The sequence below is a fragment of the Priestia megaterium genome, from assembly GCF_009497655.1.
In the GTDB taxonomy this organism is placed as follows: Bacteria; Bacillota; Bacilli; order Bacillales; family Bacillaceae_H; genus Priestia; species Priestia zanthoxyli.
Window position 1 is genome coordinate 3,151,766 of record NZ_CP023317.1, and the last position, 25,916, is coordinate 3,177,681.

Consider the following 25,916-nt stretch of genomic DNA (forward strand, 5'->3'; position numbering starts at 1 on the left):
TTAAGCCTTTAGCAATTCTTTTGCTTGTGCCACTACGTTTTCTTCTGTAAATCCAAACAGCTTCATCACATCAGCTCCGGTTCCTGAAGCACCGAATGTGTCAATAGCTAACACTTTTCCTTTTTGTCCTACAAAACGTTCCCAGCCAAGTGAAATTCCCATTTCTAGAGAGATTCGTTTTGAAACAGATTCAGGCAAGATGCGCTCTTGATACTCTTTTGACTGTTTGCCAAACAGCTCCCAGCTAGGCATTGCTACAACTCGAACAGATGTACCTTCACGCTCTAGCTGAGCTTTTGCACTGACAGCTAGTGCTACTTCAGAACCTGTAGCGATGAAAATCATCTCCGGGTTATCGTCTGTTTCAGTTAATACGTAAGCACCTTTAGCTAGGTCATTGATATTTTGTTTTGTTTCTTCAAACACAGGCAAGTTTTGACGGCTAAGCACTAGGGCTACAGGACCTTCCGCTTGCTGAAGCGCATAAGCCCAAGCGCTTGCTGTTTCGTTTGCATCAGACGGACGGATTACGGTAAGCCCTGGAATTGCACGAAGAGAAGCAAGGTGTTCAACCGGCTCATGAGTTGGTCCATCTTCTCCTACTGCTATGGAATCATGAGTAAACACATACGTGACCGGCAGCTTTTGCAGTGCAGCTAAACGAATCGCTGGACGCAAGTAATCATTAAAAACAAAGAATGTGCTGACAAACGGCTTCACACCGCCGTGAAGGGCCATTCCATTACCGGCCGCTCCCATTGCATGTTCACGTACGCCGAAATAAATATTTCGATTACCGAAATATCCGGGTGCGTAAGGGCCTTCTTCTTTAATGTCCGTCATCGTGGAATGTGATAAATCAGCACTGCCTCCAAAAATAGATGGCACAGATTTAGTGAAATAATTAATAGCTTCTCCGCTTGCAACACGCGTCGAAATCGCTTTTTCCGATGAGAATGTTAAAATATCATTCACTTCAATTAGTGCCTCACCAGTAATGGCACGTTCTAATTCATCTGCCAGCATAGGGTATTCTTTTTGGTAAGAAGCAAACAGTTCGTTCCACTCTGCTTCTGCTTTCATCCCTTTTTCTTCTAGCTTTTCAAAATGAGCTTTTACTTCTTCTGGAACATAGAAGTTTTCTTCAGCGTCCCAGCCGTAGGCTTGTTTTGTTGCTTTTGCTTCTTCTTCTCCAAGCGGATTGCCGTGTGCTTTATTTGTTCCCGCTACTTTTGGACTTCCGTAGCCAATAATTGTTCTCACTTCAATGAGCGTTGGCTGTTCCGTGTTCTGTTTCGCTTTTTCGATGGCGCTTGTGATTTCATCCACGTCATTTCCATCTTCTACACGTAAATACTGCCAGTTTGCAGATTCCGCTCTTTTTTGGATATTTTCGCTAAATGAAAGATTTAATTCCCCGTCTAACGAAATATCGTTGGAGTCATATAAAGCAATAAGTTTACCAAGCTTCATATGGCCAGCCATTGACATCGCTTCATAAGAAATGCCTTCCATTAAGTCACCATCGCCTACTAACGTATACGTATAGTGATCAATAACAGAGAAATTTGGTTTATTAAATTTTGCCGCTAAATGAGCTTCTGCCATTGCCATTCCGACTGCATTTGCAATTCCTTGACCTAAAGGACCTGTTGTTGCTTCTACGCCGTCCGTATGGCCAAATTCAGGATGACCCGGTGTTTTACTATTTAGCTTGCGGAAGCCTTTTAAATCTTCTACTGATACATTGTATCCGCTTAGATGCAGCATGCTATACAGCAAGCTTGAGCCATGACCGGCTGATAAGATAAAACGATCTCGGTTAAACCAGCTTGAATTTGCCGGATTATGCTGTAAGTGATTCGCCCACAGCGCATAGGTCATCGGAGCCGCTCCCATCGGAAGTCCCGGGTGTCCTGAATTAGCTGCGTTCACCGCGTCAATTGACAGGGTGCGAATCGTATTAACTGCGAGTGTATCTATGTTGGTACTCATGTGTCATCCTTCTTTCGCTTTGTTTGTATTAAACTGGCTGCACTTCGCGTGATTGACTTGCTGTTTCTTCATCCAACCACCATTTAAAGCCGTCTTTTTCTACCAGTGCATGTGATGCATCAGGGCCGTATGAACCAGCAGCATATTTGTGAAGCGGCACTGTATTTTCCTGAAATGCTTCAAGAAGCGGCTGAACCCATTCCCAAGCTAGCTCTACTTCTTTCCAATGAGCAAAAAATGTAGAATCTCCGGCGCATGCATCTGCAATAAGGCGTTCATATGCTTCCGGTGCTCCTTCTTGCTGACCTGAAAAATTAATTTGTACAGGCTCAATATGACCATGATTAAATGGATTTTTGCTGTTTAACTGCAGCGTAATATTTTCGTGCGGGTTAATTTCAATGATCAACAGATTTGGAGATGTTGTTTCTCCTTTGTCTAAGTACAACTCTTTTAGCGAGTCTTTGAATTCAATAACAATTCGCGTCGCTTTTTCCGCCATTCTTTTCCCTGTACGAATGTAGAAAGGAACGCCGTTCCAAAGCGAATTATCGATATATAGTCTGGCTGCTAAAAACGTGTCCGTCTGAGAAGATGGTGATACACCGGGCTCATTTATGTAGCTCGGCACTGAAGCCCCGTTTATTTTTCCAGCCTCATATTGACCGCGAACAACGTCTAGATCCATATCTTCTTTTACAAGCGGACGAAGCGCTTTTAACACATTTATTTTTTCGTTTCGAATATCATCAGCGCTAATGCGGGCCGGTAAGTGCATAGCCGCCATCATCAGCATTTGCAGCATATGATTTTGAACCATATCTCGAATGGCTCCTGAATGGTCATAATAGCTTGCTCTTTCCTCTACGCCGACCGTTTCACTTGCTGTAATTTGTATATTCGCAATATGTTCGTTATTCCATAATGATTGAAGAATAGGATTAGCGAATTCCAGCGCTTCTAAATTTTGTACCATCGACTTGCCAAGATAGTGGTCAATGCGGTAAATCTCTTCTTCTTTAAACGCTTTGCTTAAGTTTTCGTTTAATTGACGAGCTGACTGTAGATCATGGCCAAACGGTTTTTCAATAATTAACCGTTTCCAACCTTTTGTAGCACCTAAGCCACTGTCTTTAATATGCTCGGCAATCGTACCAAAAAATTCTGGTGCAACGGATAGATAAAACATTCGGTTGCTTGGAATGTTTCGTTCCTCTTCGCGTGCTTCTACTAGATTTAACAACTTTTTATAATCTTCAGCATTCGTTGCATCCAATGGGCTGTAGCGAAAAGCTGAAAGAAAATGCTGCATAAGAGATGAATCTTTTTCGACGCGACGTGAAAAAGTATGAATAGACTCTTTTACTTTTTCCTGAAAGTCAGCGTCGGACATCTCCCTTCTGCCTAGTCCTACAACAGAAATTGATTTAGGGATTTTCCCGTCTACAAATAAATTATAGAGTGCAGGATAAATTTTGCGTTTCGCTAAATCACCTGTTGAACCGAATAAAACAAAAGTCATCGCTTCCATATCTCTTCCTCCTGTTAGGAAAAATATAATCTTTAAAAAGTAACTTTTCTTTCATTCGTTACTTTATGTAACCTATCTTATTCCTGAAATATTTTTTCGTCAAGATATAAAACTCATAAAAAATCATTTCAATTTTCTTTTGTTCTTTAAACCCTATAGCCGCTTATCTTAGATAATTTATGGAAAAATAATGAAAATACTTTTTAGTTGAATTTAGAAAATAAATCTGCTTTAATGGATTTGATAGAATTGTATGAAAGTAAAAGCATACATAATGTTTGCATATTTACCAAGGGAAAATATCAAAAGGTGGAAGTAATATGAAAGCTCAGCTAATCAAGATGCCTGAAGATCTATCTGTTTTTCACATAGAAAAATCGTAGCTCAATCCAAAAGAGTCACCGGAAGTTGACCTCTTTTTTTGAGCTACACTCACACTTTAACTTTAATGCGTCACTGCGACAAGAAGCATAAGCATCATATAGAGGTTAAAAACAGCAAGTAAAACAAGAACGATATAGACTAGTTTTTTACCTATCTTACCTAAAAAGTAGACGTTGACTAACATAAAATACACGCCTGCTGCGCATAGCGTAAATGCAAGAAATTCCTTGCACTCACTCGGCTTCATTTGAAAATCTGGATTATAGTAAATTCGGAGATCTTTACTAATAGCGAACGGCACGGTCCACCACCTGATCAAAATTCCAATAAACATAAGTATCCCTATTGTGTTTAAAGTGGACTGAAGTGTTCTCCGCTGTTTCTTTCTCATATCCACATCCGTTTGTGCGGACCTTTTAAAGTTTGTTCGCATGTATTTCCCCCCATGATGTTTTTGCATACAGCAAAAAGGGTCATCAGCCATACACAGGTCTCTCCCCCGGCTATTTCTTACACCACCAAAAGGTGCGTAATGATCATCACGCAAGGCTTCAATGAAGCTACATTCTTTATCTATATTCACTTTATGCTGCATTTGATGCTTTCACAGCTTCTGAGCATACCAGCTTGTTTTTCGTTTCGTATTGAATTATATACATACACAAAAATAAGCCCTGGCTGATAGAGCCAAGGCTTGGTTCATGTTTTGATTAAGTTATACCCCACACATTGAAGAGCTTGTTGAATATTTTTCACGACTTTTAACTGTAAGTTTCTCAAATCATGATTTTTAGTTTGCTCTTTCGCAAATGTGGGGGTTACACCTGTTATAACTGCTTGAGCACCCATGAGCTGAAGTGCTGTAATCATTTTCAAGAAGAAATTCGGAAACTCTTTTTCTCTCAGAAGCAGCTTCGATAAATCAATGATAAAGTAATCTATTTCATTATGAGCTGCATCGTGAAGCACATCTGTCATAATCTGATCCGCACGCTCTTTATCAATAATACCTTGAAGAGAAAGAATCGAAACCCCCTCTGTAATCGGAATAATTGGGACGCTTAAAAATCCCATCTGATATCGTGTTTCATCCAGATCGATCATATGGGATAAGATACCTGCCATTGATTGTAAAAAAGCAATATCTTCTCCTGAAAATTCTTTTTCTTCCTTGTCCATTACACAGAGTGTTCCAAATACATTTCCTTTTAAATCTTTTAATGTAACACCTAAAAAACCTTTTACCTGCAATTGATCCGTTACTTCTAGCTGTCTTGTAACGGCATCCTTCATCAGATTTGCCGTATGCATAACGTCTCCGTCATTCATAATAATTAAGCGGCAGTATGTACCTCCGTATTCAACGCTGTATCCTTCAGGAATAATCTCTTCCTTCTCGTTATATGAGCTGAGGACCGTCATCGCTGTTTCTCCTCTTCTAGTTACGTACGTTGTGCTGACATTCAGCTGTTTGGTAATAACCTCAAATAATTTTTGCGAAACAGACCGCAGTGAATAAAAATGAGGAACTTTATTTTCTCCATCAACGTTCATTTAGTTACCTCCATCGCAACTATCATTCTCTCTGCCATAAGTGCATTCTTTCATAAAGATACGCACAGCTTGGCTATAACTTTTTTGTAGTATGAGAGAGGACAGCTATATTGCCTATTTTCTATCTTATACATACCAGATTTGACATATGACATGATTTCACATAAGAAAAACTTCTTCCGTTCATGAAGGAAGAAGTTTTAAATTATATAAAAATCTCACACGTCCCCATTTTCCCTCTATTCCCCATATTAGGATATATCAAACTAAACTGCCTAGTTCAATGACAACATAGCACAAAGGGTATTAGAGCTCCTGCTTCATCTTTTTGTTCCATTCTCTTCGCAGAATTCCCATTTTGACGCTATCAAAATATTCACCGTTTACGATACGTGCTTCTCTGATTCTTGCTTCTTCTTTCATACCTATTTTTGCCGCTGTTTTGATCATTCTGATATTGCCTGACCACGTAGACATGCCGAGTCTATGCAAAGGTGTAAACTCAAATAAAAAGTCGATCCACATTCCATAAGCTTCTGATCCATATCCTCCGCTCCAATAGTCTGAATCGTAAATGACAATTCCAGTTTCCATCCAGTTTGTACGTTTGTCCACCCAGTAACAGTTCACCGTTCCTACAGCTATTTCATCAATAATAACCGCAAGCATTCGGGGAACTGATGGATAAATCTCATACTCTTCTTCCCATGAATTCATATACTTTTCTTTCGTCAGCTTTCGATCTGGTATGTACGGAGCATTCCATTTTTTCGCTTCTTGTTTTTTCTCTTCGTATTTCCAGTAATAGAGCGTATTAACATCTTCCTGTGTCGCTTCTCTTAATAACACTTTTTCTCCTATTAATTTTATCATGAGAGGCATTACTCCTTGATTTATGAAATGGCTTATTAAATTTTAGAAACTTAAAGCGACTCTTAATACACGTTTATACAATCATAGCGTTAAATAATGAAGAAAAGGAGTAAATTTATAAAGAATAGTATTGCTACTGCCAATCAGCAGATGAAAATGAAAAGTAACTTATCCTGCTTTGCCTGTAAAACACCGAGACAATATATATGCTCCCGGTGTTTTTTGTTTTTGCTCTATTTATTATTCGCGTTTTCCATAACTGCAAAATAGTTACCTTCACTGTCTGAAAAATTAAAGACTTTTCCTGAAGGCATCGATACAATTTCTCCCACCGTTACGCCTTTAGCAGTTAAATCTCTATATAATTCATCCACATTCTCCGTAAAAAACAGAAGCGAAGGTGTCCCGACATTTAATTCCGGCTGCATTTTTGCTATTAGCTGTTTGTTATGAAGGATAATGGTTGTTTCAGCACCCGCTACCGGCGCTAGCTCAATCCACTTCATGCCTTGTTCATTATTTTGTTCGGACATAACCTGAAATCCCATTTTTTCTGTCCAAAACTTTACCGCTTGATCTTGATCGTTTACATACACCATAATTTGACCGATTTTTTTAATCATTGCTTTCACTCCTTCGATATAGATGAAATAATTTCTTTTGCTACTGTATCTGCCGACTTTTCCTTTGTGTAAATTGTTTGCTTTGCCAGCAGCTCATTTGACGGATGCGTTACAAAATGTTTGTTAAGCTTAAAAACATCTTCATCATCCGTTATTTGCTGCAGTCTTTGATGTAATAGTTGTATGGACTCTTCTTTATCAGCACTGGGAAGCAATAAAAATAGAGACTGATAAGGTTTTAATATCTTTTCTACTTGCTGAAACAGTCCCATGTCTTCGTAGACCGAGTGACCGGCGCCAAAATCAATGACCGCATGTTTGTACTCTTCTAGTATTCTTTTAACGGCATAGGCTTCAAACGGCTTCCAATAGGCGTACATACCCTGAAACCCTTGTTTTTCTCGAATGTCCTGCTGTGTTTCTTTGCTGAAACCTATTTCCTCGTAGTAAGAAAATCGCACTTCGTCCATTGAGCACTGAGGAATACTTAGTTTTTGCGCTACTTTTTCACCAACCGTCGTTTTACCCGCGCATATAGGTCCAATGAGAATAATAGGGGGTTGCATAGGCTCTCTCCTTATTTCACTTCCAATACAAACGCGTACGATGCATCTCCATTAGATACATTTTTTTGACTTTCATCCATCCACCACACTGAATATGAGTAGTAGTACGTGCCTGATTCAGAAGGTGCTTTCAGCTTATTTTTCTTCAGTGGTATTTCCACTTCATGGCTGTTTTGTATTTGTGCCATATGCTTTTCGTTGGGCTGCCGCTTATACTTGATAACAAGCGATAGCGATTCATTTGCTTTTACTTTAATCGGCTGTTCTGTTTTTAACAATTCTAAAGGGCCTGCTTTATCCACACACGTGTTTTTCCAGCAGTAAGTGCCAACTTTTGTTTCATAAAGATGGTTGCTTGCTTCGAGATACGCTTTTGGCGGGAATTCTTCAAGAAATCCACTGCTTGAACATCCTGTAAAGCTTGCTATGATAAGTCCACCTGCAGCTGTCTTCCATTTCTTCATCATTTCATCACCTTTTTACTATTTCTTCATTGTTCTGTTATCTCCTGTTTCTTACTTTCTAAATAGCATTGCTTTATTTTCAATACACGCTTTTTAATAAAATGGAATATGAATACCTAACTGATTTACTAATAAAGGAGTGAACGTATGAAGGCGCCAAACCGAGACGACAAATATGCACATGATGAAGAACGCAAAAAAGTGCTGCTCTTGTCAAGAGCAGCACTTTTTTAGACTTGCACGCTATTTGATTCTACTAATTTCCCATCTTCCATCCACACAACGCGATCGCATAAATCCAGCATTCTTTGGTCATGGGTAACCATTACAGCCGCTTTTCCCCTTAGCTTCACTTCATCTGCAAGCATTTGAACGACCGCTCTTCCTCGCTCTGAATCCAAGCTTGCCGTCGGCTCGTCTGCGAAGATAATTTCAGGGTTATTCATCCACGCTCTTGCAATCGCTACCCGCTGGCGCTCTCCGCCGGATAGACTTTCAGGATAGTGATGTTTTCGATGGGCAAGCCCGAGCTTTTCAAGCAAATCATCCGCTCTTTTTTTTGCTTCTTGATTTCGATTTCCTTCTAGTTCCGTGACAAGAAGAAGCTGATCGCGAACCGTTAAATACGGGATTAAATTAGCTGATTGAAAGATAAAGCCGATTTTCTTGAGACGAATGCTGTTCATTTGTGATGGAGACATTTTATTAATCTCGTCTCCGTCAATAATTACACGTCCGCTAGACGGTGAAAGCAGCGCGCCAGCAATGGATAAAAAGGTACTTTTCCCAGAACCAGAAGGCCCGACTATAGCCACAAGCTCTCCAGCTTTCACACGCAGCGATAGATCATTTAACACGACTACAGCGTTTTCTCCGTCTCCAAACGACTTGCTAACACTCTCTAAAACTAATTTTTCTTCACTCATTATACAGCCCTCCCAATCGCTTCAACCGCATCTACTTTTGCTACGCGATACAGCGACAATAATGAACTCAGTACAGAAACGGCTATAAACAGCGCGGAGCAGCCTGCGATTAGCGATAAATCCAAGTGAAATGGCATTGAATCAGGCAATATAGCAGCTACTCCGTATGTCAATCCAATACTAATAGCGAGACTGCATAAAGTTAACACAACCACTTGAGATAAAATCGTTCGCGCTAAATAGCTTGTTTTTGCTCCTATCGCTTTTAACACGCCAAACTGATTCATTTTTTGAAGCGTCATCACGTAGAAGAAAACGGCTAAGACAAAAGCTCCAATGATAAACAGAAACGCGACCATCATTAAAAGTGAGCCCTGTTCTTCTTGATAACCCGGAATTCCTTTTAACGCTTCATCCTTACTGATTACATCGATTTCAGCTTCTTTTTTTTGAAGAGTCTGTGCTTGCTGGCTGTTCATATTCAATACGACTGCATTAAAAGCACCTGTGCTTTCAATTGTCTTCCACTCTGTGAGATTAATATGAATAACAGGCGCGTGACTAAACGACTGATTTTTTGTAAAACCAACAATTGTAAAGCTTTTTCCTGAAGCCGTATCTTTTATCGTATCACCTAGCTTTACTCCTTCTTCTTTTAGCGAAGAGTCCGCCACGGCTTCATGTTTCGCATCGTCCGTAATCATCTTCCCTTCCGTTATGTTCGGAGCTAAAAAGCCGCTTGTGCTTATGGCAAAAAACGAGGCGTCTATTTTTTTCTCTTTTCCTTCATTTATAACGGCTGTCATCATCACACCAAGCGGCTCAGCTTTTTTCTTTCCGCTTAGTTGTTGAATATCTTCTGTTTTGTTTGTTGATAAAACAGAGCGCGTCAGGCGCTGATCCGCTTCTTTTTGAAGCGCAACGTAATTTCCTTTCATTTCTTGAACAGCTGAAGCATTGTCAGAGGAAAGCCCTTTTGCTAAGCCTGATACAAAAAGCACAAGCCATACAATTAACACCATAATCACGCCAATGAGTAAGTAGCGCAGCTTCGCATGTTTTAATTCACGTAAAGCCAAAAACATCTTTCTTTCATCTCCTTTTTTCATTCTATTTAAAGTATAAAAACAGAAAATGAATGGAAGATGAACGGCTCATTACATTTTCGGAAGATAGACGTGAAAAGTGCTGCCTTTTCCTTTTTCGCTTTCAACGTGAATGGAACCTCCGTGCATGTCGACAATTTGCTTCACAATCGCTAAACCAAGACCGCTGCTTCCTTCCGTCCGGCTTCTTGCTTTATCTTCCTTATAAAAACGATTAAAAATATGCGGGAGGCTTTCTTTTGACATACCGATTCCCGTATCTTGAAACTCCACGTGGCAATACGTATCTTCCATACCAACGCGAAGAGACAGCGTTCCTCCTTCTTCCGTGAACTTTACGCTGTTAGTAATCAAATTTGTCCACACTTGATGAAGCAGTTTTTGATCGCCTGAAATCATCGTTGAAGGAAGATCCATTTCAATGGCCAATTCTTTTTCACGCCAGCTCCACTCCGTCATGAACAGCACTTGCTTGATTTGAGTTGCAACGTCAAACGTGCTTTTTTCAATATGCTCACTTTCTTTATCAAGTGAAGCAAGCGTAAGCAGCTGTTTGCTGAGGGACGACATGCGCCGGCTTTCTTCTTCAATAATAGACAGATACTCATTTCTTTGTTCATCTGAAAGGTCAGCAGAACGGAGCGTTTTCGAAAACCCTTGAATGGACGCCAGCGGAGACTGAATTTCATGTGACACGTTCGATACAAATTCCTGGCGCATCTCTTCAAGCTGTTCTAAATTTTTAGCCATTTCGGAAAAATGTGAAGCAAGCGCGCCGATTTCGTCTCGGCGCTTTACGTACAGCTCAACGTTGTATTTTCCTTTTGCCACTTGCTTTGTTGCTTCCGTCAGCTTGACGATTGGTTTTACTAAATAACGCGTGCTAATAAGTACAAATAAAATACTTAATACAATCATCAGCAGTAAAATGACCGAGAAAAAAATGCGCATTTCCCCGAACTGCAGCTGAATATCAGGGCGAATAAACAGCGCTTGCTGCTTGTTACCCTCTCCTTTTAACGGCACGCCGATGGTATTAGCTAACACATTATCAAAAAACCCCGTCACAAACACCTGTGAAGGAAAGTTTGCAATTCCGTGATACATTTTGCCTTCTAACACTTGTTTGACAGCACTCTTTTCTAAGCGCTGGTTTCTAAACTCTCGTCCGTAAAACGTCTCATGTCCAGTGCTGTCCACTACATATATTTGATAGCCAAGTTTACTAATATGCTGTAAATAAGACTGTTGATCTACGCCTCTATTGCTTTCGTAAAAGCTCACAATGTCTTTTGCCATACGCGTAAGCTTTTGATCGTTATAAGGTTTTAAGCTGTACTGATAATAAACGTTCGCCACAATAAACGCGAGGAGACTGCTAAATACCATCACAGCAATCGTTGTCAGGACAATCCGCAAATAGAGCGTCTTCATTTTGCCGTCACCTCAAGCTTATAGCCGACGCCTCGAACCGTCGTAATGACAAAATCATCGGTATGTTCAAACCGCTCGCGCAGCCTTTTTACGTGTACATCAATTGTGCGGTTATCTCCGTTAAAATCCGCTCCCCATATCAGATGAATTAATTCTTCTCTTGTGAAAATTCTTCCTGGATAGCTCGCGAGCTGAGCTAATAATTCAAATTCTTTCATTGGAAGAATGAACAGTCGTCCGCTGCAGTGCACTTCATAGCTTTTTCGGTCAATAGAGGTGCTGTTCAGTACGATCATCTTTTCATTTACCACTTCGTATCGGCGAAGCAGTGCTTTGATTCGGAAAATCAATTCTTTTGGTTCAAACGGCTTTGTCACATAGTCATCCGTTCCCGCTAAAAAGCCTTTTTCTTTGTCTTCGAGCTGATCTTTTGCTGTTAATAAAATAATGGGAAAATCATAGTAGCTGCGTATTTCTTCGCAAACTTCATATCCATCTTTATGAGGCATCATAATATCGACAACCGCTAAATGAATGTGCTGCTTAGCAAGCAGACCCGAAGCTTCCTCTCCGTCTTTTGCTTCATGAACCATATAGCCTTCAAGCTGCAAATAGTGACGAACTAATTGCCGCATATGCTCATCGTCATCCGCCAGTAAAATGTGAATCATTTTTTCTACCACTCCTTTTATGAACCATTTAAAATGGCGGCCTTTTGGCCGCCATCATTTATTCTTTCACTTTCTATCTGTTTACTAGTGTAACCAAACGCCGTGTTCATATTGCGTTTTTATTAGGGTAGAGACTTATTGTGAACAGCAGATGAACAGCTTGTTACAAAATCCATTCACCGCGCGCAATCATCTCTACTTTTCCGCCTACTTTAATGTGAAAAGTGTCTCCGTCATAACTAGCTTTTACATACAGCAGTGAAGGTCTTCCTATTTCGTATCCTTGTTCTACACATATGTCAATAGCTTGCTGATTAAAATAACCGTATTTGACTAAATATGCTGCTAAACAGCCGTTGGCGCTGCCAGTTGCCGCATCTTCTGGAACGCCGTAATAATCAGCAAAATCTCGCACATTTACGTGATGATCTTGGTGATAGGTTTCCGGTGAAAAGACCATAATTGCTTTTGCTTCCGTGTTTTCTATCAGCTTGAAATATTTTTCTTTGTCTACGTTTATCTCTTTAGCTGCTTCTAATGATGTTAACGGGACAAGAATGACCGGCAGACCCGTGGATACTTCTTGAACGGGAAAACGCATATCGATATAAGTTTCATCAAGGTTTAACACGTCCGCCACCTGCTTTTTATCTAACACTTTCCCAAACGTCGGCTGACCTTGTATCATCCACAGTACATCTTTTTGTTCATCATATGTAACGGGCGTAGGACCTGCTTTATAATGAAGAATAAGCTCCTCTGTATCTTTTTCTTCTAGTTCTTCTCGGATAACACAAGCGGTACCGAGCGTCGGATGGCCTGCAAATGGTACTTCTTCATTAGGTGTAAAAATCCGCACGTCATATTCTCCTTTTTGCGGAGAAGCCGACGTAATGAACGTCGTTTCAGAGAAATTAATTTCTTTAGCCATTTGCTGCATCTCTTTGTCTGAAAGGCTTCCTGCGTCTTTAAAAACGGCTAGCTGATTTCCCGTATATTTTCTCTGTGCAAATACATCAACAATGGAATACTGAATAGTTTTCATTCCTGTGTTCCTTTCTAACGCAAATTTTTATGTACAAAATGGGTCATTACTTTTTTCTTTAAAGCCTCATATTGCTCCTCATTCGTATCCATAAACGCTTCTTCCCGACTGGATAAAATATCTGCGTAATGGAGAGGCTCACGAAATTGTTCTTGTGTAAAATCATAGCGCTGTTCGTTGAGCTGATTATAGAAATGCCAGCCTTCTTTACACGGAGTTTTTAAAATATCTCCTCCTTTGATATCTTGAACGACAAGAGCTGTCACGCCGCACTGTCCTTTGGCAGGATTGTCAGCCGTCCACTTCGTGCTTGAATGAATTGACCACGATTGATACAGGGCTTTCTTTAAACGATTCACGCTCAAGCAGCTCCTTTTTCTTCAAATCTACCATATTCTTCTTTTTTATGAAAGTTCTCATTAAAAAATTGACAGCGCAAATATTCTTACTTTAAAAATAATTTAAGGAAGAATAGAAAAATACTAGAAATAATGTATAATAATAGAGTCATTTTAGATGATAGATTATAACCAATGAAAGGTGTTTTAAATGGAAGAACAAGCAGTAAATGAACTCCTGTCTTTTGAAGAAGAGCATAAAGTAGTTCGAACAAATACGTCGTATTATGATTTGAAATGGGGAAAAACAGCCAATCCAGCTAAAAACAACACGTGGAACTGGGCAGCCTTTTTTCTGACAAGCGCTTGGTTTGCATACCGAAAAATGTATAAGCACTTTTTTATTTTAACGCTTATTGAAGTAGTTTGGTTTTCCCTTTTGTGCTTTGTAGACATACCAGAGTGGTCCGATGCAATTGTATTCGGCGGTGCTTCACTTATTACAGGGCTATGTGCCAACCGCTGGTACTATAAGCACGTTAAAAACGTGTTAGCTCGAGCCGAAGCTCAGCCGGAGCAGCGGAAAGAAGCTTATTTGCAAATAAAAGGCGGCACTCACATCGGAATTGCTATTGGTTTAAGTATCTTAGCGCTTGTGATTACGTTTGGAGTCGGAGCGGGATTATCATATTTACCAACAAAAACAAATATTAAAGATGTGGTTCGCTACGGCGACGAAGCAATTACGCTTGAAACGTACAACGATCATCCAAAATGGACCTATATTAAAAAAGAAGGCCGTCATCACGTTGTACAATTTACCGGCTACGATTATACAGAAAAAGAGCATGTGCGCATTGTGTTTAACGTTTATTTGGATAAACAAATTTACGAATGGGACAAAATTTACATCAACGGCAAAAAGTTAAACAAAAAAGATGCGGAAGACTATGAATACTGGATTGAAGACAGTTCAGCATATTAAAAAAGTCAGCCAAAAAAGAAAGGATGAGTGCGTACTCTCCTTTCTTTTTTGTTTTATCTTAAAGCGTCAAAGGCAGCTTCACCGTCACTATTGTCCCGTTCTCATCACTTTCAATCGCAAGCGTACCGTTATGCTCGTTGATGATCGTTTTACAAATAGAAAGCCCTAACCCCATGCCTGTTCCATCTTTTGTTGAGAAAAACGGATTTCCTACTTTATTAATAATGGATAGCGGAATCCCAGAACCGGTATCTTGAATGTCAATAAGAGCCCAATCTTCCCATTCTTTGATAATAAGATTTACTTCCCCGTGTTTCTTTTTCTCCATTGCTTCAATGGCATTTTTCAAAAGATTCATAAACACTTGTCTCATTTGAGCAGGATCGACTGATACAAGTGGAATGGCTCCTTCTATTCTTACGTTCATTTCGACATTATACAGCGCAGCTTCACTTTTCAAGAAAGCAACGGTATCATGAATAACTTCTACAATCGATACGATTTCTTTTTTAGGCGCTGTTGGCTGCGTGACAAGCAAGAAGTTGTTAATAAGTTCATTCATACGATCCAGTTCATCAAGAACAATTTTTTGAAAAGGCTCTGCCTGCTCATTTTCATTAAATAAAAATTGAATAAAGCCGCGCACCGACTGCATCGGGTTTCGAATCTCATGCGCTAACCCTGCTGCTAGCTGCCCTACGAGTGCCAGCTTATCAAGCTGCAGAATTTTCTCTTCAATTTTCGGCAAAACAGCCGCTTGATTTTTATAAATAATATGAGACAAAATACCAGCCAGCCGGTTTAACCCTTGAATTTCACTTTCGCTAAACGGATAAGGATCCGGATCGACCGCACATAAGGTACCAAACATTCTCCCATCTTCTAGCACAATAGGTGTTCCTAAATAAGAACCTACCCGGGCACCATCAATGATGGCTAAATTAGACGTTCTAACATCGCGTTTTGTATTGGGAATAACAAGGGGTTCATCACACGTGACTAAGTTGCATACCGCAAGCTCTAACGGCAGCGTCAGTCCATCCTCTACAAGGCTTCCCCCTTCTTTATTAAAGGCTTTCATAACTGAAAATTGTTCGTCGAAAATCCCTACAAACAGCGTCCTGCTTCCGACTACTTCGCTGGCCATCTGCAATACATCCCAAACGGCTTTTTCATTGATGTTCCTCTCTTCCATTACCTTAGTCACCTACTATTTAAATATAGACTGTTCTATTCTCTTATTCTCATTATAAATTTTAAATGTACAAACGTATATCAAAATTTTAAGAACTCGTTTATTTCTTCTATTTTGTCATTAGGGTTAAGGATAGCTAAGACTTGATGATCTTCCCATATGCCATTAATATTTACATTTTTTCTAGCGATTCCTTCTCTATGAAACCCAGCTTTTTCGAGTACGCGCTGAGAAGGCACATTACGTGGCATGACGCCGGCTTCAATGCGGTGAAGATGCAGCTCTTCAAACGCATAGTCAACAAGTGCTTTTATGGCTTCTGTTGCGTACCCTTTCCCATTATGATGGTGATCTAAAAAATAGCCGATAACTGCGCTTTGTAAAGATCCCCGCATCACTTGAAAAAGACTAATGGTGCCAATTAATTTATTATTCTCTTTTTGAAAAAGACCAAAATAGTATTCTTGATCGTTTTTCCTATTCTCTTCGTGACGCTGAATTTTTTCTACTTGGCTCTCTAATGTATAAAAAGAATGCTCTCGACTCATAGAAAACTGCTTAAAAAAGTCTCGATTGTCCTTTTGCAATCGGAGGCTGTCGTGCGCATCGCTGGCAGTCAACGGGCACAAATAAATAGTGTGGCTTTCAATCATGTTATGTCTCTCCCTCTTTTACTTCTCACAGAAAGTTGTGTAAAAAGAATGCTTCGTTAATATCTTCCATTTTCTCACATAGTAAGCGTTTCTTACTGTAATGTAAAGAACCAAAAGCACGATTCTAACATCTTTTCTTTATCTCTTCCTGCCACTATTTTTTATTTCTTCACTATGTAAAATCAAAAACCACCTGGAAAAATGACCAGGTGGTTTTATATATGAGATGGGGTGTACGTTCTGATTCACTGTGGATGGATATAATGCCTTACGTTTCCAAACAGACTTCCTTATAGAAAAGAATGATATAAAAAATACTTCTTCTGAGATTTTTCTTTTATTTATATTTAACAGCCGCAGCCAAAGCCATAACCGCCGTAACCGCCGTAACCGCCGTAGCCGCCATACGGATAACCACCGTAACCGTATCCGTAACCGCCATAGCCATATGGTGATAGCAGTGAGCCTGCTACTAGCCCACCTGTTAATCCTCCTAAAAATGGACCTCCAAAGCCATAGCCGAATGGTCTGCCAAAGCCAAAGCCAAAGCCAAACGGGCGTCCAAAACCAAACGGTCTGCCAAAGCCAAACGGCCTGCCAATAAACCTTTCATCTGCGTGTTGAAGTTGATGATCTTGAGCATACATAGTAGGTAAAAAATGCATTTCTGAATCCATAAGAGAAACCTCCGTTTTTTTATTTTTTACTTTCACCCAAGAATATGCATTTACCTATTCGCTGTCTTGGGCAAATATCTTGGTTATGCTGAAAATAAGGGAAAAGAATTACAAAAAAAAGCAAATGACTAAGTTTATATGAAAATGAGCTTGATTTCTCTTTAGTACCTAATACATACAAAAGAAGCGGATCCTGACTTAGAAGGGTATACGGAAAGTACTAACATGTTTACTTCATAGTAAAAAACAAGAAGCCGAAGAAAAAATTCTTCGGCTTCTACTTCATTATGTACGCAGGCTAAGGAGGAAGTGGTATTAGCCTGCTTCGTTATAACATGGGGGCTCATATATGAGATCTTGGGATGATTCATCCTATGTAGAAAGTGAAAAAAAGTACCGTGTCCATCTTATTTTCTTATCTTTTTTTATTTTCATTGAAATCATTGGATATTTTTGGAGCACTTTTGCATTTCAGGCATATGTTAAAAATGTACTCAGAACTTGGAGGTGAACTATATGGGCTTCTATGGTGGCTGTGGTTATGGCGGTTACGGTTACGGCGGTGGCGGCTGCGGATTTGGCAGTGGCTTTGCTTTAATCATCGTATTATTCATTTTATTAATCATCATCGGCTGTGCTTGCTGGGGAGGATTTGGCGGTTGCTAATCATTAGAAATAATGATGAACAGCTTCATTTTCACTAATTTTTTTACCAAAAGCTAGCTTTCCACTTTATTATGAAAAAGCAGTGTCCACATAATGGGCACTGTTTTTAGGTGTGCTCACAATGAGACTCACCACTGAGAAAAAACCACGGGCTTTTTAATCTACCGTTCCTTGTTTACGCCTTCTCATTACCTTATTTTTCTTGTTCATACTTCCCTTTCTTCTACATATTAATAGGTAAAAAGAGTAATTAAAAAGAGAGCCACTCTGCAGCTCTCTTCCCGCTTTATGTAAAAAATTATACAAACGATTTTTTCAAGACGACCCGCTGATCATTTACAGTATAGCCGTTTCTTTCATAAAAAGCCTGTGCAGCTCCTCCAGTCGCCGTTAAGAGATACAAGCTGTTGATATCGTGTCTTTGAAGTTCGTTCTCAAACCGGCTTAAGATAGCTGAACCATATCCTTTTCCTTGCACGCTTGCACTGACGCAAAGCTCGGCCACGTAAAAGGTCATACCGCTGTATGATTTTTTCGCGTGACCTGCAATCATTCCAATCAACTCTCCTTGGTCATAAAATAAATAGCCTATAAATTTAGGCGTGTTCAGTAGATCAGTCAGCCTTTCTTTAGCTGATTCTTCCGTCCATGGTTCATTCCAAGGCTTTTTTGTAAATACATCTAGATACAAGTCAATGCACTGCTGTATATTCTCTGCAGTGAGAGGTACTACTTTTTCGATCATTTTTACGCTTCCTTTTTTGTTTAGTTTGAAGGCTTGTTAACAATTCGCTCGTACATTTCCGGCAGGTGCTTAATTTTATAATCAATCGTCTCAAGCTTGTGATGGATTTCTTCGATTTCTTTTTGCACCGCTTTTTTATGGTCCATCAGCATTTGCAGACTTTTATCAAGCACGGCATTTTCAAGCGTACAGTTTTCAATAAGCGTTCGAATATCCTTGATTTGCATACCCGTGCTTTTTAAACAGCAAATTAAATCAATCCATTCAATATCTTGTTCTTTAAAAATACGATTTCCTGACGCTGTACGATCTAAAAATGGAAAAAGCCCTTCTTTATCATAATAGCGAATGGTATAAATTGTCACGTTCAATTTCTTCGCAACTTGTGAAATGGTATACGTCATACTGCTTCCTCCTACATCTTAACCTTCTCAGAAAAACATCATGATTTTGCCTTGACCTCTAGTTATCTCGAGGATTTATTCTTTTAGAGTCTTCTTCATTGCGCTTTTTATGCTGCAGACTTTTTGTACAAGCAGCAACATACATTCAACTCAGAAAGGATGATACGATGAATACTGCTCACATGATGCTTACCATTGTAATCGGCGGTTTTATTGCCTTTTTTATTAGGTTTTGGCGTCACAAAAATAATTGAGCTGCTGCTAAATCTTTTTCTAGCTTAACCAGTAGTTCTTATCGTAAAACGCAGGTAACTCCGTTCTATGTTCGAACGGAGTTACCTGTTTTATTTTAGAGACTAAAGCGGTTAAGGCACCATGTTGCCAGCGGCTTTATAAATATCGTACCATTCTTGGCGTGTTAACTTGATTTCTGAACCTTTGCTTGCATCTTTCATACGCTGAATATTTGTCGTACCAAGTACTACTTGAATATTTGCAGGATGCGTTGTAATCCACGCAACGGCAATCGCTGTATTCGTCACGCTATATTTACTTGCGATGCGATCAATTACTTCGTTTAGCTTTCCAAATTTCTCTTTATCACCTAGGAAAGGACCTTCAAAAAATCCGTTTTGGAACGGCGACCATGCTTGAAGCGTGATATCGTTCAAACGGCAATATTCAAGCACGCTGCTGTCGCGGTTAACAGCTTGATCAATTCCCATGTTTAACGAAATACCAGAATCAATGATTGGCGTATGTGCGATGCTGAACTGCACTTGGTTTACGACAAGCTTTTGGTTAATATATTTTTCAAGCAGCTGAATTTGCGCTGGGTTGTGATTCGATACACCAAAGTGACGTACCTTTCCGCTGTTTTGCAGTTCGTTAAATGCTTCTGCTACTTCTTCAGGGTCCATTAGTGGATCTGGACGATGCAGTAATAAAAGATCTAAGTAATCTGTTTTTAAACGCTCTAAGCTGCCGTTAACAGAGTCTATGATATGCTTCTTTGAAAAGTCATAGTAATTTTCCGCTGCGTTAATGCCGCATTTGCTTTGAATCACCATTTTTTCACGAAGACTTGGGTTCATTTGTATAGCGTTTGCAAAATATTCTTCGCATTGCCCTACATAATCAGGACCGTAAATATCAGCATGATCAAAAAAGTTAATTTCTTCTTCCATCGCTGTGCGGATTAGCTTCTCTGCTTCTTGTAAAGAAAGCTCTGTTAAACGCATGTTTCCCATAATTAAATTTGATACGTGTAAGTCAGTATTAGCAATTGTATGATACTTCATGTAAAGCCCCTCCTTGAAATGATACTACTACAAGATAAACCATAGAGTTAACTCTAGGTCAAGCAGAAAGAATAAAAGATTTTGCAAGCAGCGGCGGTAAAACACCCTATCTTTTTTGGTAAAAAGATGAAATACTAGGTTGTGGTGTGATAAAAGTCACTGCCGCTTTGCATTTGATTTAGTAGTATATGTTACGTTCTTTTCTTCCTTTTTATCAAAGCTTATTTCATAGCAATACATTAATTTATCAGGCAAAGGAGTTTATCACCATGGAGAAAACGAAAACAAAACAATTTGAAATACATTATTCCGTTCTAAAAGATGAAGCCAAAATCAAAGGAACTTTTGTAGTAGAAGCTGCTAAAAACCGAGATGACGCATCAAGACTTGCTAAATTAAATGTCTCTACAAAAGAAAGAGTGTTTATTCAATATGTAAAGATTTTAAAAGTCAAACGAGTTTCTACAGATTCGGCGGCAAAGTGACATTGGTTTGCTTCTTCTTTTAGCAAGCCCCCATTTATGCTGAAAGTGTCGTCTCAGAAGATACTTGTTTCGTTCGTGTGAGTAATAAAACTAATCCAATAATACAAGCTGTGCCCATCCATTGATAAAAACCAAAAGGCTCTTTCAGCCAAACAACGGTTGTGATAACAGCGGCTAAAGGCTCTAAACTTCCAAGCAAACTCGTTTCTTTAGGTAAAAGACTTTGCAGACTTTCTACATAAAACCAAAAAGCAAGCATCGTGCCAAAAATAATGACAAATAAAATATATCCCCAGGTTATTGGTGATAAGCTTGACGCTTCCCAAGGAGGATGAATAAAGCTCATTACGCTTCCCCCAATTACCATTGACCAGCCAACGATGACAAGCGAACTGTACTTTTTGATCAGCGGAACTGCATACAGCGTATAAAAAGCAGCCGCTACGCCTGACAGCACTCCCCAAACAACGGCAGATACAGGAACAGACAGCTGAGAAATAGAGCCGTTTGTTAATAAAAAAAAGCAGCCCCCCAGTGCCAGCAGAACAGTGATGACGTCTTGTCGCGTAAATATAGACTGCTTGCGCAAAAGCAAATAAATGATAATCATCACCGGTGATAAATACTGCAGCAGCGTAGCTACTGCTGCATTTCCGTGCTTAATAGAAGCCATATACGTATACTGAACGGCAAGCATACCAACTATGGCAAAAACGACGAGCTGAAAAGCTGACTTTCGGTTCTTCCATACTCCAAGTACGTGAGAACGATTCCTTTTTATACATGAAATCATTAACAGCAAAAAACCCGCAGTGAGCAGCCGTACTGAAACAAGCCAGTCTACACTGATTTCAAATTCTTGAAAAAGCTTTTGAGCAACCGTTCCTCCCATCCCCCAACATATAGCTCCCGTTGTTACAAAAAAGAACCCTTTTTTTCTGCTGAGATCGTTCATCTTTCATCCCTCACTTTTATTATAAGAATAGTGTTATAATAAGTGAAAAACGGGGCAGGAAATACGCATATTGCATTAAAAAATATAAATATATTGAGGTGACCATGTATGCCAGCAGCCCATTTTAAAATTGATGAAAACTTAAAAGAGCTAACGACCCATCGCACCGTTGAGCTGCCAGTAGCATGTTATCAAACAACAATCAGTGATCACATAAACGGCTACATCCCTCTTCACTGGCATGATGAGCTTCAATTTGTATTGGTTATAAAAGGTAATGCGTCTTTTCAAATAAATGAAAAAACAGTGACTGTAAAACAAGGCTACGGACTGTTTATTAACAGCGAATGTCTTCATATGGCTGAAGACATAAACAAATCTGGCTGCGTGTACATTTGCTTAAATGTTTCTCCTCATTTTCTTGTGCCGCAAGAACTTTTCACAAATTACGTTTATCCCTACATTCATGCAACGAATCTATCACATTTATTCATCAGTCCAAAGCAAGCCTGGGGGAATAACGTGTTAGATTCTATACATAAGATATACACATGGATCCATAAGCAGCCGCTCCACTATGAAATAGAGATTGCCTCTGAACTCAGCATACTTTGGAAAAATGTAATTCTTAACGGGTTGCAGCTAAAATACAACGAAAAAGAAATGATCAAAAATCAGCGGATGAAGCAAATGCTGAATTGGATTCATTTGCACTTTGCTGAAAAGATTACGCTCGATGATATTGCCAAAGCGGGACAATTAAGCCGTTCTGAATGCTGTCGATATTTCAAGAAAATGTTAAAAAAATCGCCTTTGACCTATGTATTAAACTATCGAATTCAGCAAAGCTTAGTTATGCTGCAGCAAGCAGAAGCAAATGTGACGGACGTCGCCTATCAAGTAGGATTTAATAGTACAAGCTATTTTATTAATCAGTTTCGAAAAGAAATGAAGATGACTCCGCTCATGTATCGAAAAAAGAAGCTGCACATCTCATCACATCACTAAAAAACGGCGGGGCAATCACCCCGCCGTTTTTTATGAACTCTTTTTACTCGTTGATTTTGCATCAGAAATCTTCCCTAAGAAGAATCCGTCTACTTCTGCTATTTTTCCTCTCCAAAAGATCTTTCCTTTTGAAGGAGTAGACTTACTGTCTCCACAGTAGATCTTTGTATTTTTCAAATGAATAAAATGGGCTTCTGCTTCTCCGTTTGATTCGCTCGCTTCGCTTGCTAAAGAGAATTGTTCGCTTAGCGCCTGAGCCACTTCACTGCCTTCTTCAAACGTTTCGCTTAAGTAATCAAAGTATTCTTTTGCTGAAATCATGGTACCGGAAATCACAGCGCCGTTTACATTTAATGAAATATCAAGTGAAAAGCCGTGTTTATTAGAAGCTTTCACAAAGTATTCAAGCGTATTGTCTTTAGTTGAAAAAGAAGGGCCTGTACTCATGTATTTCTTTCCTCCTTTACGTCTTAGGCTGTTGTATCGTCTTCACTAGAAAGAGATGTTGCGTCATCATCTTCTTCATCCGTGTTTTTCTTTGCTTTTGTATTTTTTGATTTTTTAGCTGTTGACTTTTTTGGTTTCGCTTCCTTTTTTTCTTCTTCACTTTCCTCTTCTTCGTCTTCTTCTTCTGTTTTTACTTTTTTATTTTTTTTGTTTGAACGAGAATCTTCCTCTTCTTCCTCGCTGTCTTCGTCACTTTCACTTTCTTCTTCCTCTTCTTGCTCCTCTTCTTTTTTGTTCTTTTTACGAGGCTTAGATGTTTCTTCTTCGTTTTCATCGTCCTGCTCGTTTTCCTCGTTCTCATCGTTCTCTTCTTCGTCGGAATCTGTATCTTCCGCTTCTTCATTTTGATTTTTATTGAGGCTAAGCTCAACAAGCATGTTCATTTTTTCTTCAAGCTGTGATAAACGGTCTTGAAGCGTTTGGTTTTCTTCTTTTAACTCGTCGTACTCTTGAACGTTATCGTCTTCTGTTTCGCTACTAGAAGAATTTACGTTTTCTTCATCATCTTTTGATTTATCTTTATCTTTTTTAAACAAGCTTCCCGCAGATGTTTTCAGGCTGGCCACGCTGCTTTTTGATTTTTCTTTCACCTTTGTTCCTAAATCAGATGCTTTGCTTTTTAATTCGTCTGTATCAATGCGGTCAAGGAGACTTTTTCGATTTTCAGGAGTCGATACATATCCAATCGTTGCACCGATGATGCCTCCTGCGACCGCTCGTTTGATTGGCCCGCTGCTTGTTGCTTTGCTTGCTTTTGAATCGTTCTTTTCTTTTGAACCGTTTTCCGTATTTTTATTTCCCTTGTTTTCTGCCTGTGTGTTATCTAATTTTGTTTCAGTTGCCATTGTAAATCCCTCCATTTTTTAAGTAGCGTACAGTTTTTAACGTTCTGTTTCTATTTTTTCTTCAAGCGTTTTTAACCGCTCATGCAGCATTTTATTTTCTTCTTCGAGCGCTTTACTATTGGCTCCTTTTGAACTGAGATAGGGATCATTTTCCCACCAGTCCATGCCGATTTCTTTTGCTTTATCAACCGAAGCCACAATCAAGCGGATCTTTATCGTTAATAGCTCGACATCTGCAATTCCTACGGTGATGTCCCCCGCTATGACGACTCCTTTATCCAAAATCTTTTCGAGCACATCTACAATCGTACTTGACTGCATATTATGTTCGACTGCCATACTGTTCCTCCCACTGACCGCTTAAAGCAGGCTGCCTAGCGGTCCAAGATCAATATTTAAATCTTCTGCGTCCAGACCGAACACCTCTTTCAACTCGTCCATTTTTTCTTCCAAGTTCATTAGTGCAATTCCTAAGTTTTCAATTTGTTCGTCCGTCAACGTTCCACCCTCCACCCGCCTCATGGCATGACGTTCAACGATTTGCCTCAATAGCTCAATAACTGTCATCACAAGCTGCGCTAAGCCTTGTTCAGCTTTATCGGGATCCAAGTGGATTCGTCCATTTGCTTGGCTGACCGGTTGCATCCAGTAATTCCTCCTTTTGTTTATCAAATTGTTCAGAAGTGATGGGTTTGCGATTTCCTTCTTTTGCTTGCACCAGCGTTTCAACCGAAGAAATAAGCACCCGCAAATCCAAATACACTAAATCGACGCCGGCTATGGAAATGATTAAGTCTCCTTTAATGGCGACTCCTTTATCTAAAATGACATCTAAAATATCAATAAGAGCAATATCTTTATTCTCCATAGATTGTTTAAGAGACATAATGTTAATTCCTCACTTTACGCAAAGCTCGAGAAATGATAGGGCGGCCATGGTCCCGTCACTTCAAATTTCCAGCCTTTATTTTCAAGCTTTTGCTGAAGCTCTTCTATTTCGTTTACAAACTTAGTGATCTGCAGAGACGGAAGAAGAAACACGCTGTTCCACGCCATTTGTTCAGCCGCGCCCGTTACGTCCTTGCTCCAATTCTTTTTAACAGAGTCATAAAGCGACAGTTCTTTGAGCTTGTCATGTATCTCTTCACACACTTTGTTTTTGTGAAGTTCTAATTCTCTTTCAATCAGCTGATCTATTTTTTTCTTTTCAAAAAACTGTCTTCCTGGTGATAAGTGACTAATTTCTTCTTTTTTCGCTTTCACGCTTTCATTCGTTTCGCTGATTCCTTTTTTAAGCTCTTTATCATCACAGTAAATCTTCACGTTCCACTCTTCATTTCCTTGAAGCAGCGTCAGTGAATTCTCTAGCTTTTCTTTGTTAAGCTCAATAGCTGCTTGCAGACTTTCTTTACTTTTATAAATGGTGCAAAATTTTAATGGAATGATCGTAAATTCTTCGTACAAAGCGGCTACCGTTTCGTGATGATGAAATGCTTTTTCCTGCAGCCAGCTCATATCCTGCTCCATTTTTTCTTTAATCACTTCTTCTGAATAGGCGTCAGCATCCAGCTTAGAAACGACAGCCGTCACCTGATCAATCGTTATTGGGTACAGTGAATGTTCTCCGTCAAACCCTTTATAAGATGGAAACGGCTCTCTGGCTGCTGCTTCTTTTGTTGGAATTAAACCGTATAAATACAGTAATTCTCCCATCTAGGATTCCTCATTTCTTTTTTTTGTCAGCTCTTCCCATTGTTCAATTTCTCTGCGTTTCGCGATTTCGTACCTCATTAACAATTCATCTTCTTTTTCTTGAAACGCTTCTTCCGGAATTTCACCAAGCTCAAACATCATTTGAAGCTGAATGAGTTTTTGCTGAATCGTCGGAAGGTCATATAGCTGTTTATCAGCTTCTTCCTGTACTTTCTCGCCGATTTTCACTACAAGGTTAATAGGTGCGGTTACTAATTTGTGAAGCAC

Annotated in this window: 32 protein-coding genes; 4 read left to right on the forward strand and 28 right to left on the reverse strand. The window is 39.5% G+C overall.

Translation table 11 applies throughout. The annotated features are described in order from the left end of the window. The 14 genes from tkt to CEQ83_RS16060 all read right to left on the reverse strand — a co-directional run bounded on the left by tkt (position 1) and on the right by CEQ83_RS16060 (position 13,531). A complete protein-coding gene (tkt, locus tag CEQ83_RS15995; protein WP_098112361.1) occupies positions 1 to 1,995 on the reverse strand; it encodes a transketolase in 1,995 nt (664 codons plus the stop codon). A gap of 28 nt (positions 1,996 to 2,023) precedes the next feature. Continuing rightward, complete coding sequence (gene zwf, locus CEQ83_RS16000) at positions 2,024 to 3,526, reverse strand: glucose-6-phosphate dehydrogenase (RefSeq protein ID WP_098112362.1); 1,503 nt, start codon at positions 3,524 to 3,526, stop codon at positions 2,024 to 2,026. A 445-nt stretch (positions 3,527 to 3,971) separates the two neighbouring features. Then, the gene (locus CEQ83_RS16005) at positions 3,972 to 4,343 is read right to left on the reverse strand and encodes a hypothetical protein (protein WP_155017389.1); all 372 of its coding nucleotides are present in this window, start codon (positions 4,341 to 4,343) and stop codon (positions 3,972 to 3,974) included. A gap of 266 nt (positions 4,344 to 4,609) precedes the next feature. Continuing rightward, positions 4,610 to 5,464 carry a GAF domain-containing protein gene (locus tag CEQ83_RS16010; RefSeq protein ID WP_028414507.1) on the reverse strand — a complete coding sequence of 285 codons (855 nt, stop codon included), beginning with the start codon at positions 5,462 to 5,464 and terminating at the stop codon, positions 4,610 to 4,612. 306 nt (positions 5,465 to 5,770) lie between these two features. Further along, the gene (locus CEQ83_RS16015) at positions 5,771 to 6,337 is read right to left on the reverse strand and encodes a GNAT family N-acetyltransferase (protein WP_028414508.1); all 567 of its coding nucleotides are present in this window, start codon (positions 6,335 to 6,337) and stop codon (positions 5,771 to 5,773) included. A gap of 233 nt (positions 6,338 to 6,570) precedes the next feature. Beyond that, positions 6,571 to 6,960: a VOC family protein gene (locus CEQ83_RS16020; RefSeq protein WP_028414509.1), complete on the reverse strand. Its 390-nt coding sequence runs from the start codon at positions 6,958 to 6,960 to the stop codon at positions 6,571 to 6,573. A gap of 5 nt (positions 6,961 to 6,965) precedes the next feature. Continuing rightward, complete coding sequence (locus CEQ83_RS16025) at positions 6,966 to 7,526, reverse strand: shikimate kinase (protein WP_028414510.1); 561 nt, start codon at positions 7,524 to 7,526, stop codon at positions 6,966 to 6,968. Positions 7,527 to 7,537: 11 nt separating this feature from the next. Next, positions 7,538 to 7,990 carry a hypothetical protein gene (locus CEQ83_RS16030; RefSeq protein ID WP_226313302.1) on the reverse strand — a complete coding sequence of 151 codons (453 nt, stop codon included), beginning with the start codon at positions 7,988 to 7,990 and terminating at the stop codon, positions 7,538 to 7,540. A gap of 230 nt (positions 7,991 to 8,220) precedes the next feature. After that, the gene (locus tag CEQ83_RS16035; protein ID WP_028414512.1) at positions 8,221 to 8,916 is read right to left on the reverse strand and encodes an ABC transporter ATP-binding protein; all 696 of its coding nucleotides are present in this window, start codon (positions 8,914 to 8,916) and stop codon (positions 8,221 to 8,223) included. Beyond that, a complete protein-coding gene (locus tag CEQ83_RS16040; protein ID WP_098112365.1) occupies positions 8,916 to 10,001 on the reverse strand; it encodes an ABC transporter permease in 1,086 nt (361 codons plus the stop codon). Before CEQ83_RS16040 ends, CEQ83_RS16035 begins: the two co-directional genes overlap by 1 nt. 72 nt (positions 10,002 to 10,073) lie before the next feature. After that, positions 10,074 to 11,456, reverse strand: a complete 1,383-nt coding sequence (locus tag CEQ83_RS16045; protein WP_155017390.1) for a sensor histidine kinase — start codon at positions 11,454 to 11,456, stop codon at positions 10,074 to 10,076. After that, positions 11,453 to 12,127, reverse strand: a complete 675-nt coding sequence (locus CEQ83_RS16050; protein WP_028414515.1) for a response regulator transcription factor — start codon at positions 12,125 to 12,127, stop codon at positions 11,453 to 11,455. The genes CEQ83_RS16045 and CEQ83_RS16050 overlap by 4 nt, the downstream gene beginning before the upstream one ends. A gap of 163 nt (positions 12,128 to 12,290) precedes the next feature. Then, entirely contained in the window at positions 12,291 to 13,172 is an 882-nt protein-coding gene (locus tag CEQ83_RS16055) for a PhzF family phenazine biosynthesis protein (protein WP_155017391.1), read from the reverse strand. A gap of 14 nt (positions 13,173 to 13,186) precedes the next feature. Continuing rightward, positions 13,187 to 13,531: a YunG family protein gene (locus CEQ83_RS16060; protein WP_155017392.1), complete on the reverse strand. Its 345-nt coding sequence runs from the start codon at positions 13,529 to 13,531 to the stop codon at positions 13,187 to 13,189. A gap of 190 nt (positions 13,532 to 13,721) precedes the next feature. Between CEQ83_RS16060 and CEQ83_RS16065 the strand changes: the two genes are divergently transcribed. Further along, complete coding sequence (locus CEQ83_RS16065) at positions 13,722 to 14,495, forward strand: DUF2628 domain-containing protein (protein ID WP_098112367.1); 774 nt, start codon at positions 13,722 to 13,724, stop codon at positions 14,493 to 14,495. A gap of 58 nt (positions 14,496 to 14,553) precedes the next feature. On the opposite strand, the gene CEQ83_RS16070 is transcribed toward CEQ83_RS16065, so the two are convergent. The 3 genes from CEQ83_RS16070 to CEQ83_RS16080 form a co-directional block, all read right to left on the reverse strand. Next, positions 14,554 to 15,690 carry a GAF domain-containing sensor histidine kinase gene (locus CEQ83_RS16070; RefSeq protein ID WP_155017393.1) on the reverse strand — a complete coding sequence of 379 codons (1,137 nt, stop codon included), beginning with the start codon at positions 15,688 to 15,690 and terminating at the stop codon, positions 14,554 to 14,556. Positions 15,691 to 15,770: 80 nt separating this feature from the next. Beyond that, positions 15,771 to 16,343, reverse strand: a complete 573-nt coding sequence (locus tag CEQ83_RS16075) for a GNAT family N-acetyltransferase (protein WP_155017394.1) — start codon at positions 16,341 to 16,343, stop codon at positions 15,771 to 15,773. Between the two features lie 347 nt (positions 16,344 to 16,690). Then, a complete protein-coding gene (locus CEQ83_RS16080; protein WP_155017395.1) occupies positions 16,691 to 17,020 on the reverse strand; it encodes a hypothetical protein in 330 nt (109 codons plus the stop codon). Positions 17,021 to 17,536: 516 nt separating this feature from the next. On the opposite strand from CEQ83_RS16080, the gene yjcZ reads away from it, so the two are divergent. After that, positions 17,537 to 17,686, forward strand: coding sequence for a sporulation protein YjcZ (yjcZ, locus tag CEQ83_RS16085; RefSeq protein ID WP_014459214.1), 150 nt, complete (start codon positions 17,537 to 17,539; stop codon positions 17,684 to 17,686). Between the two features lie 298 nt (positions 17,687 to 17,984). On the opposite strand, the gene CEQ83_RS16090 is transcribed toward yjcZ, so the two are convergent. The 3 genes from CEQ83_RS16090 to CEQ83_RS16100 form a co-directional block, all read right to left on the reverse strand. Then, on the reverse strand, positions 17,985 to 18,431 hold the full coding sequence (locus CEQ83_RS16090) for a GNAT family N-acetyltransferase (protein WP_098112370.1): 447 nt from the start codon (positions 18,429 to 18,431) through the stop codon (positions 17,985 to 17,987). A gap of 20 nt (positions 18,432 to 18,451) precedes the next feature. Then, complete coding sequence (locus CEQ83_RS16095) at positions 18,452 to 18,835, reverse strand: MerR family transcriptional regulator (RefSeq protein WP_025751010.1); 384 nt, start codon at positions 18,833 to 18,835, stop codon at positions 18,452 to 18,454. A 365-nt stretch (positions 18,836 to 19,200) separates the two neighbouring features. Continuing rightward, positions 19,201 to 20,136, reverse strand: a complete 936-nt coding sequence (locus CEQ83_RS16100) for an aldo/keto reductase (RefSeq protein ID WP_028414523.1) — start codon at positions 20,134 to 20,136, stop codon at positions 19,201 to 19,203. Positions 20,137 to 20,405: 269 nt separating this feature from the next. Between CEQ83_RS16100 and CEQ83_RS16105 the strand changes: the two genes are divergently transcribed. Continuing rightward, positions 20,406 to 20,621, forward strand: a complete 216-nt coding sequence (locus CEQ83_RS16105; RefSeq protein ID WP_028414524.1) for a hypothetical protein — start codon at positions 20,406 to 20,408, stop codon at positions 20,619 to 20,621. Positions 20,622 to 20,655: 34 nt separating this feature from the next. Here CEQ83_RS16105 and CEQ83_RS16110 read toward each other — a convergent pair whose 3' ends face one another. Beyond that, positions 20,656 to 21,576 carry a DMT family transporter gene (locus CEQ83_RS16110; protein WP_099000387.1) on the reverse strand — a complete coding sequence of 307 codons (921 nt, stop codon included), beginning with the start codon at positions 21,574 to 21,576 and terminating at the stop codon, positions 20,656 to 20,658. A 108-nt stretch (positions 21,577 to 21,684) separates the two neighbouring features. Here CEQ83_RS16110 and CEQ83_RS16115 point away from each other — a divergent pair, with 108 nt between their 5' ends. Continuing rightward, positions 21,685 to 22,584 carry an AraC family transcriptional regulator gene (locus CEQ83_RS16115; protein ID WP_155017396.1) on the forward strand — a complete coding sequence of 300 codons (900 nt, stop codon included), beginning with the start codon at positions 21,685 to 21,687 and terminating at the stop codon, positions 22,582 to 22,584. 30 nt (positions 22,585 to 22,614) lie between these two features. Here CEQ83_RS16115 and gvpU read toward each other — a convergent pair whose 3' ends face one another. Genes gvpU through CEQ83_RS16150 form a run of 7 tightly spaced genes read right to left on the reverse strand, consistent with a single transcriptional unit; the run spans position 22,615 to position 25,916 of the window. Beyond that, positions 22,615 to 23,031 carry a gas vesicle accessory protein GvpU gene (gvpU, locus tag CEQ83_RS16120; protein WP_013057987.1) on the reverse strand — a complete coding sequence of 139 codons (417 nt, stop codon included), beginning with the start codon at positions 23,029 to 23,031 and terminating at the stop codon, positions 22,615 to 22,617. 23 nt (positions 23,032 to 23,054) lie between these two features. Beyond that, the gene (gene gvpT / locus CEQ83_RS16125) at positions 23,055 to 23,936 is read right to left on the reverse strand and encodes a YtxH domain-containing protein (RefSeq protein WP_028414527.1); all 882 of its coding nucleotides are present in this window, start codon (positions 23,934 to 23,936) and stop codon (positions 23,055 to 23,057) included. A 36-nt stretch (positions 23,937 to 23,972) separates the two neighbouring features. Beyond that, positions 23,973 to 24,275, reverse strand: coding sequence for a gas vesicle protein (gene gvpJ / locus CEQ83_RS16130; protein WP_028414528.1), 303 nt, complete (start codon positions 24,273 to 24,275; stop codon positions 23,973 to 23,975). A 21-nt stretch (positions 24,276 to 24,296) separates the two neighbouring features. Beyond that, positions 24,297 to 24,581: a gas vesicle protein K gene (locus CEQ83_RS16135; protein ID WP_028414529.1), complete on the reverse strand. Its 285-nt coding sequence runs from the start codon at positions 24,579 to 24,581 to the stop codon at positions 24,297 to 24,299. Next, a complete protein-coding gene (locus CEQ83_RS16140; RefSeq protein WP_028414530.1) occupies positions 24,532 to 24,822 on the reverse strand; it encodes a gas vesicle protein in 291 nt (96 codons plus the stop codon). The genes CEQ83_RS16135 and CEQ83_RS16140 overlap by 50 nt, the downstream gene beginning before the upstream one ends. Before the next feature lie 17 nt (positions 24,823 to 24,839). Further along, the gene (locus CEQ83_RS16145; RefSeq protein WP_028414531.1) at positions 24,840 to 25,649 is read right to left on the reverse strand and encodes a GvpL/GvpF family gas vesicle protein; all 810 of its coding nucleotides are present in this window, start codon (positions 25,647 to 25,649) and stop codon (positions 24,840 to 24,842) included. Continuing rightward, positions 25,650 to 25,916 (reverse strand): gas vesicle protein GvpG, encoded by a 267-nt coding sequence (locus tag CEQ83_RS16150; RefSeq protein WP_013084016.1) that lies wholly within the window; start codon positions 25,914 to 25,916, stop codon positions 25,650 to 25,652.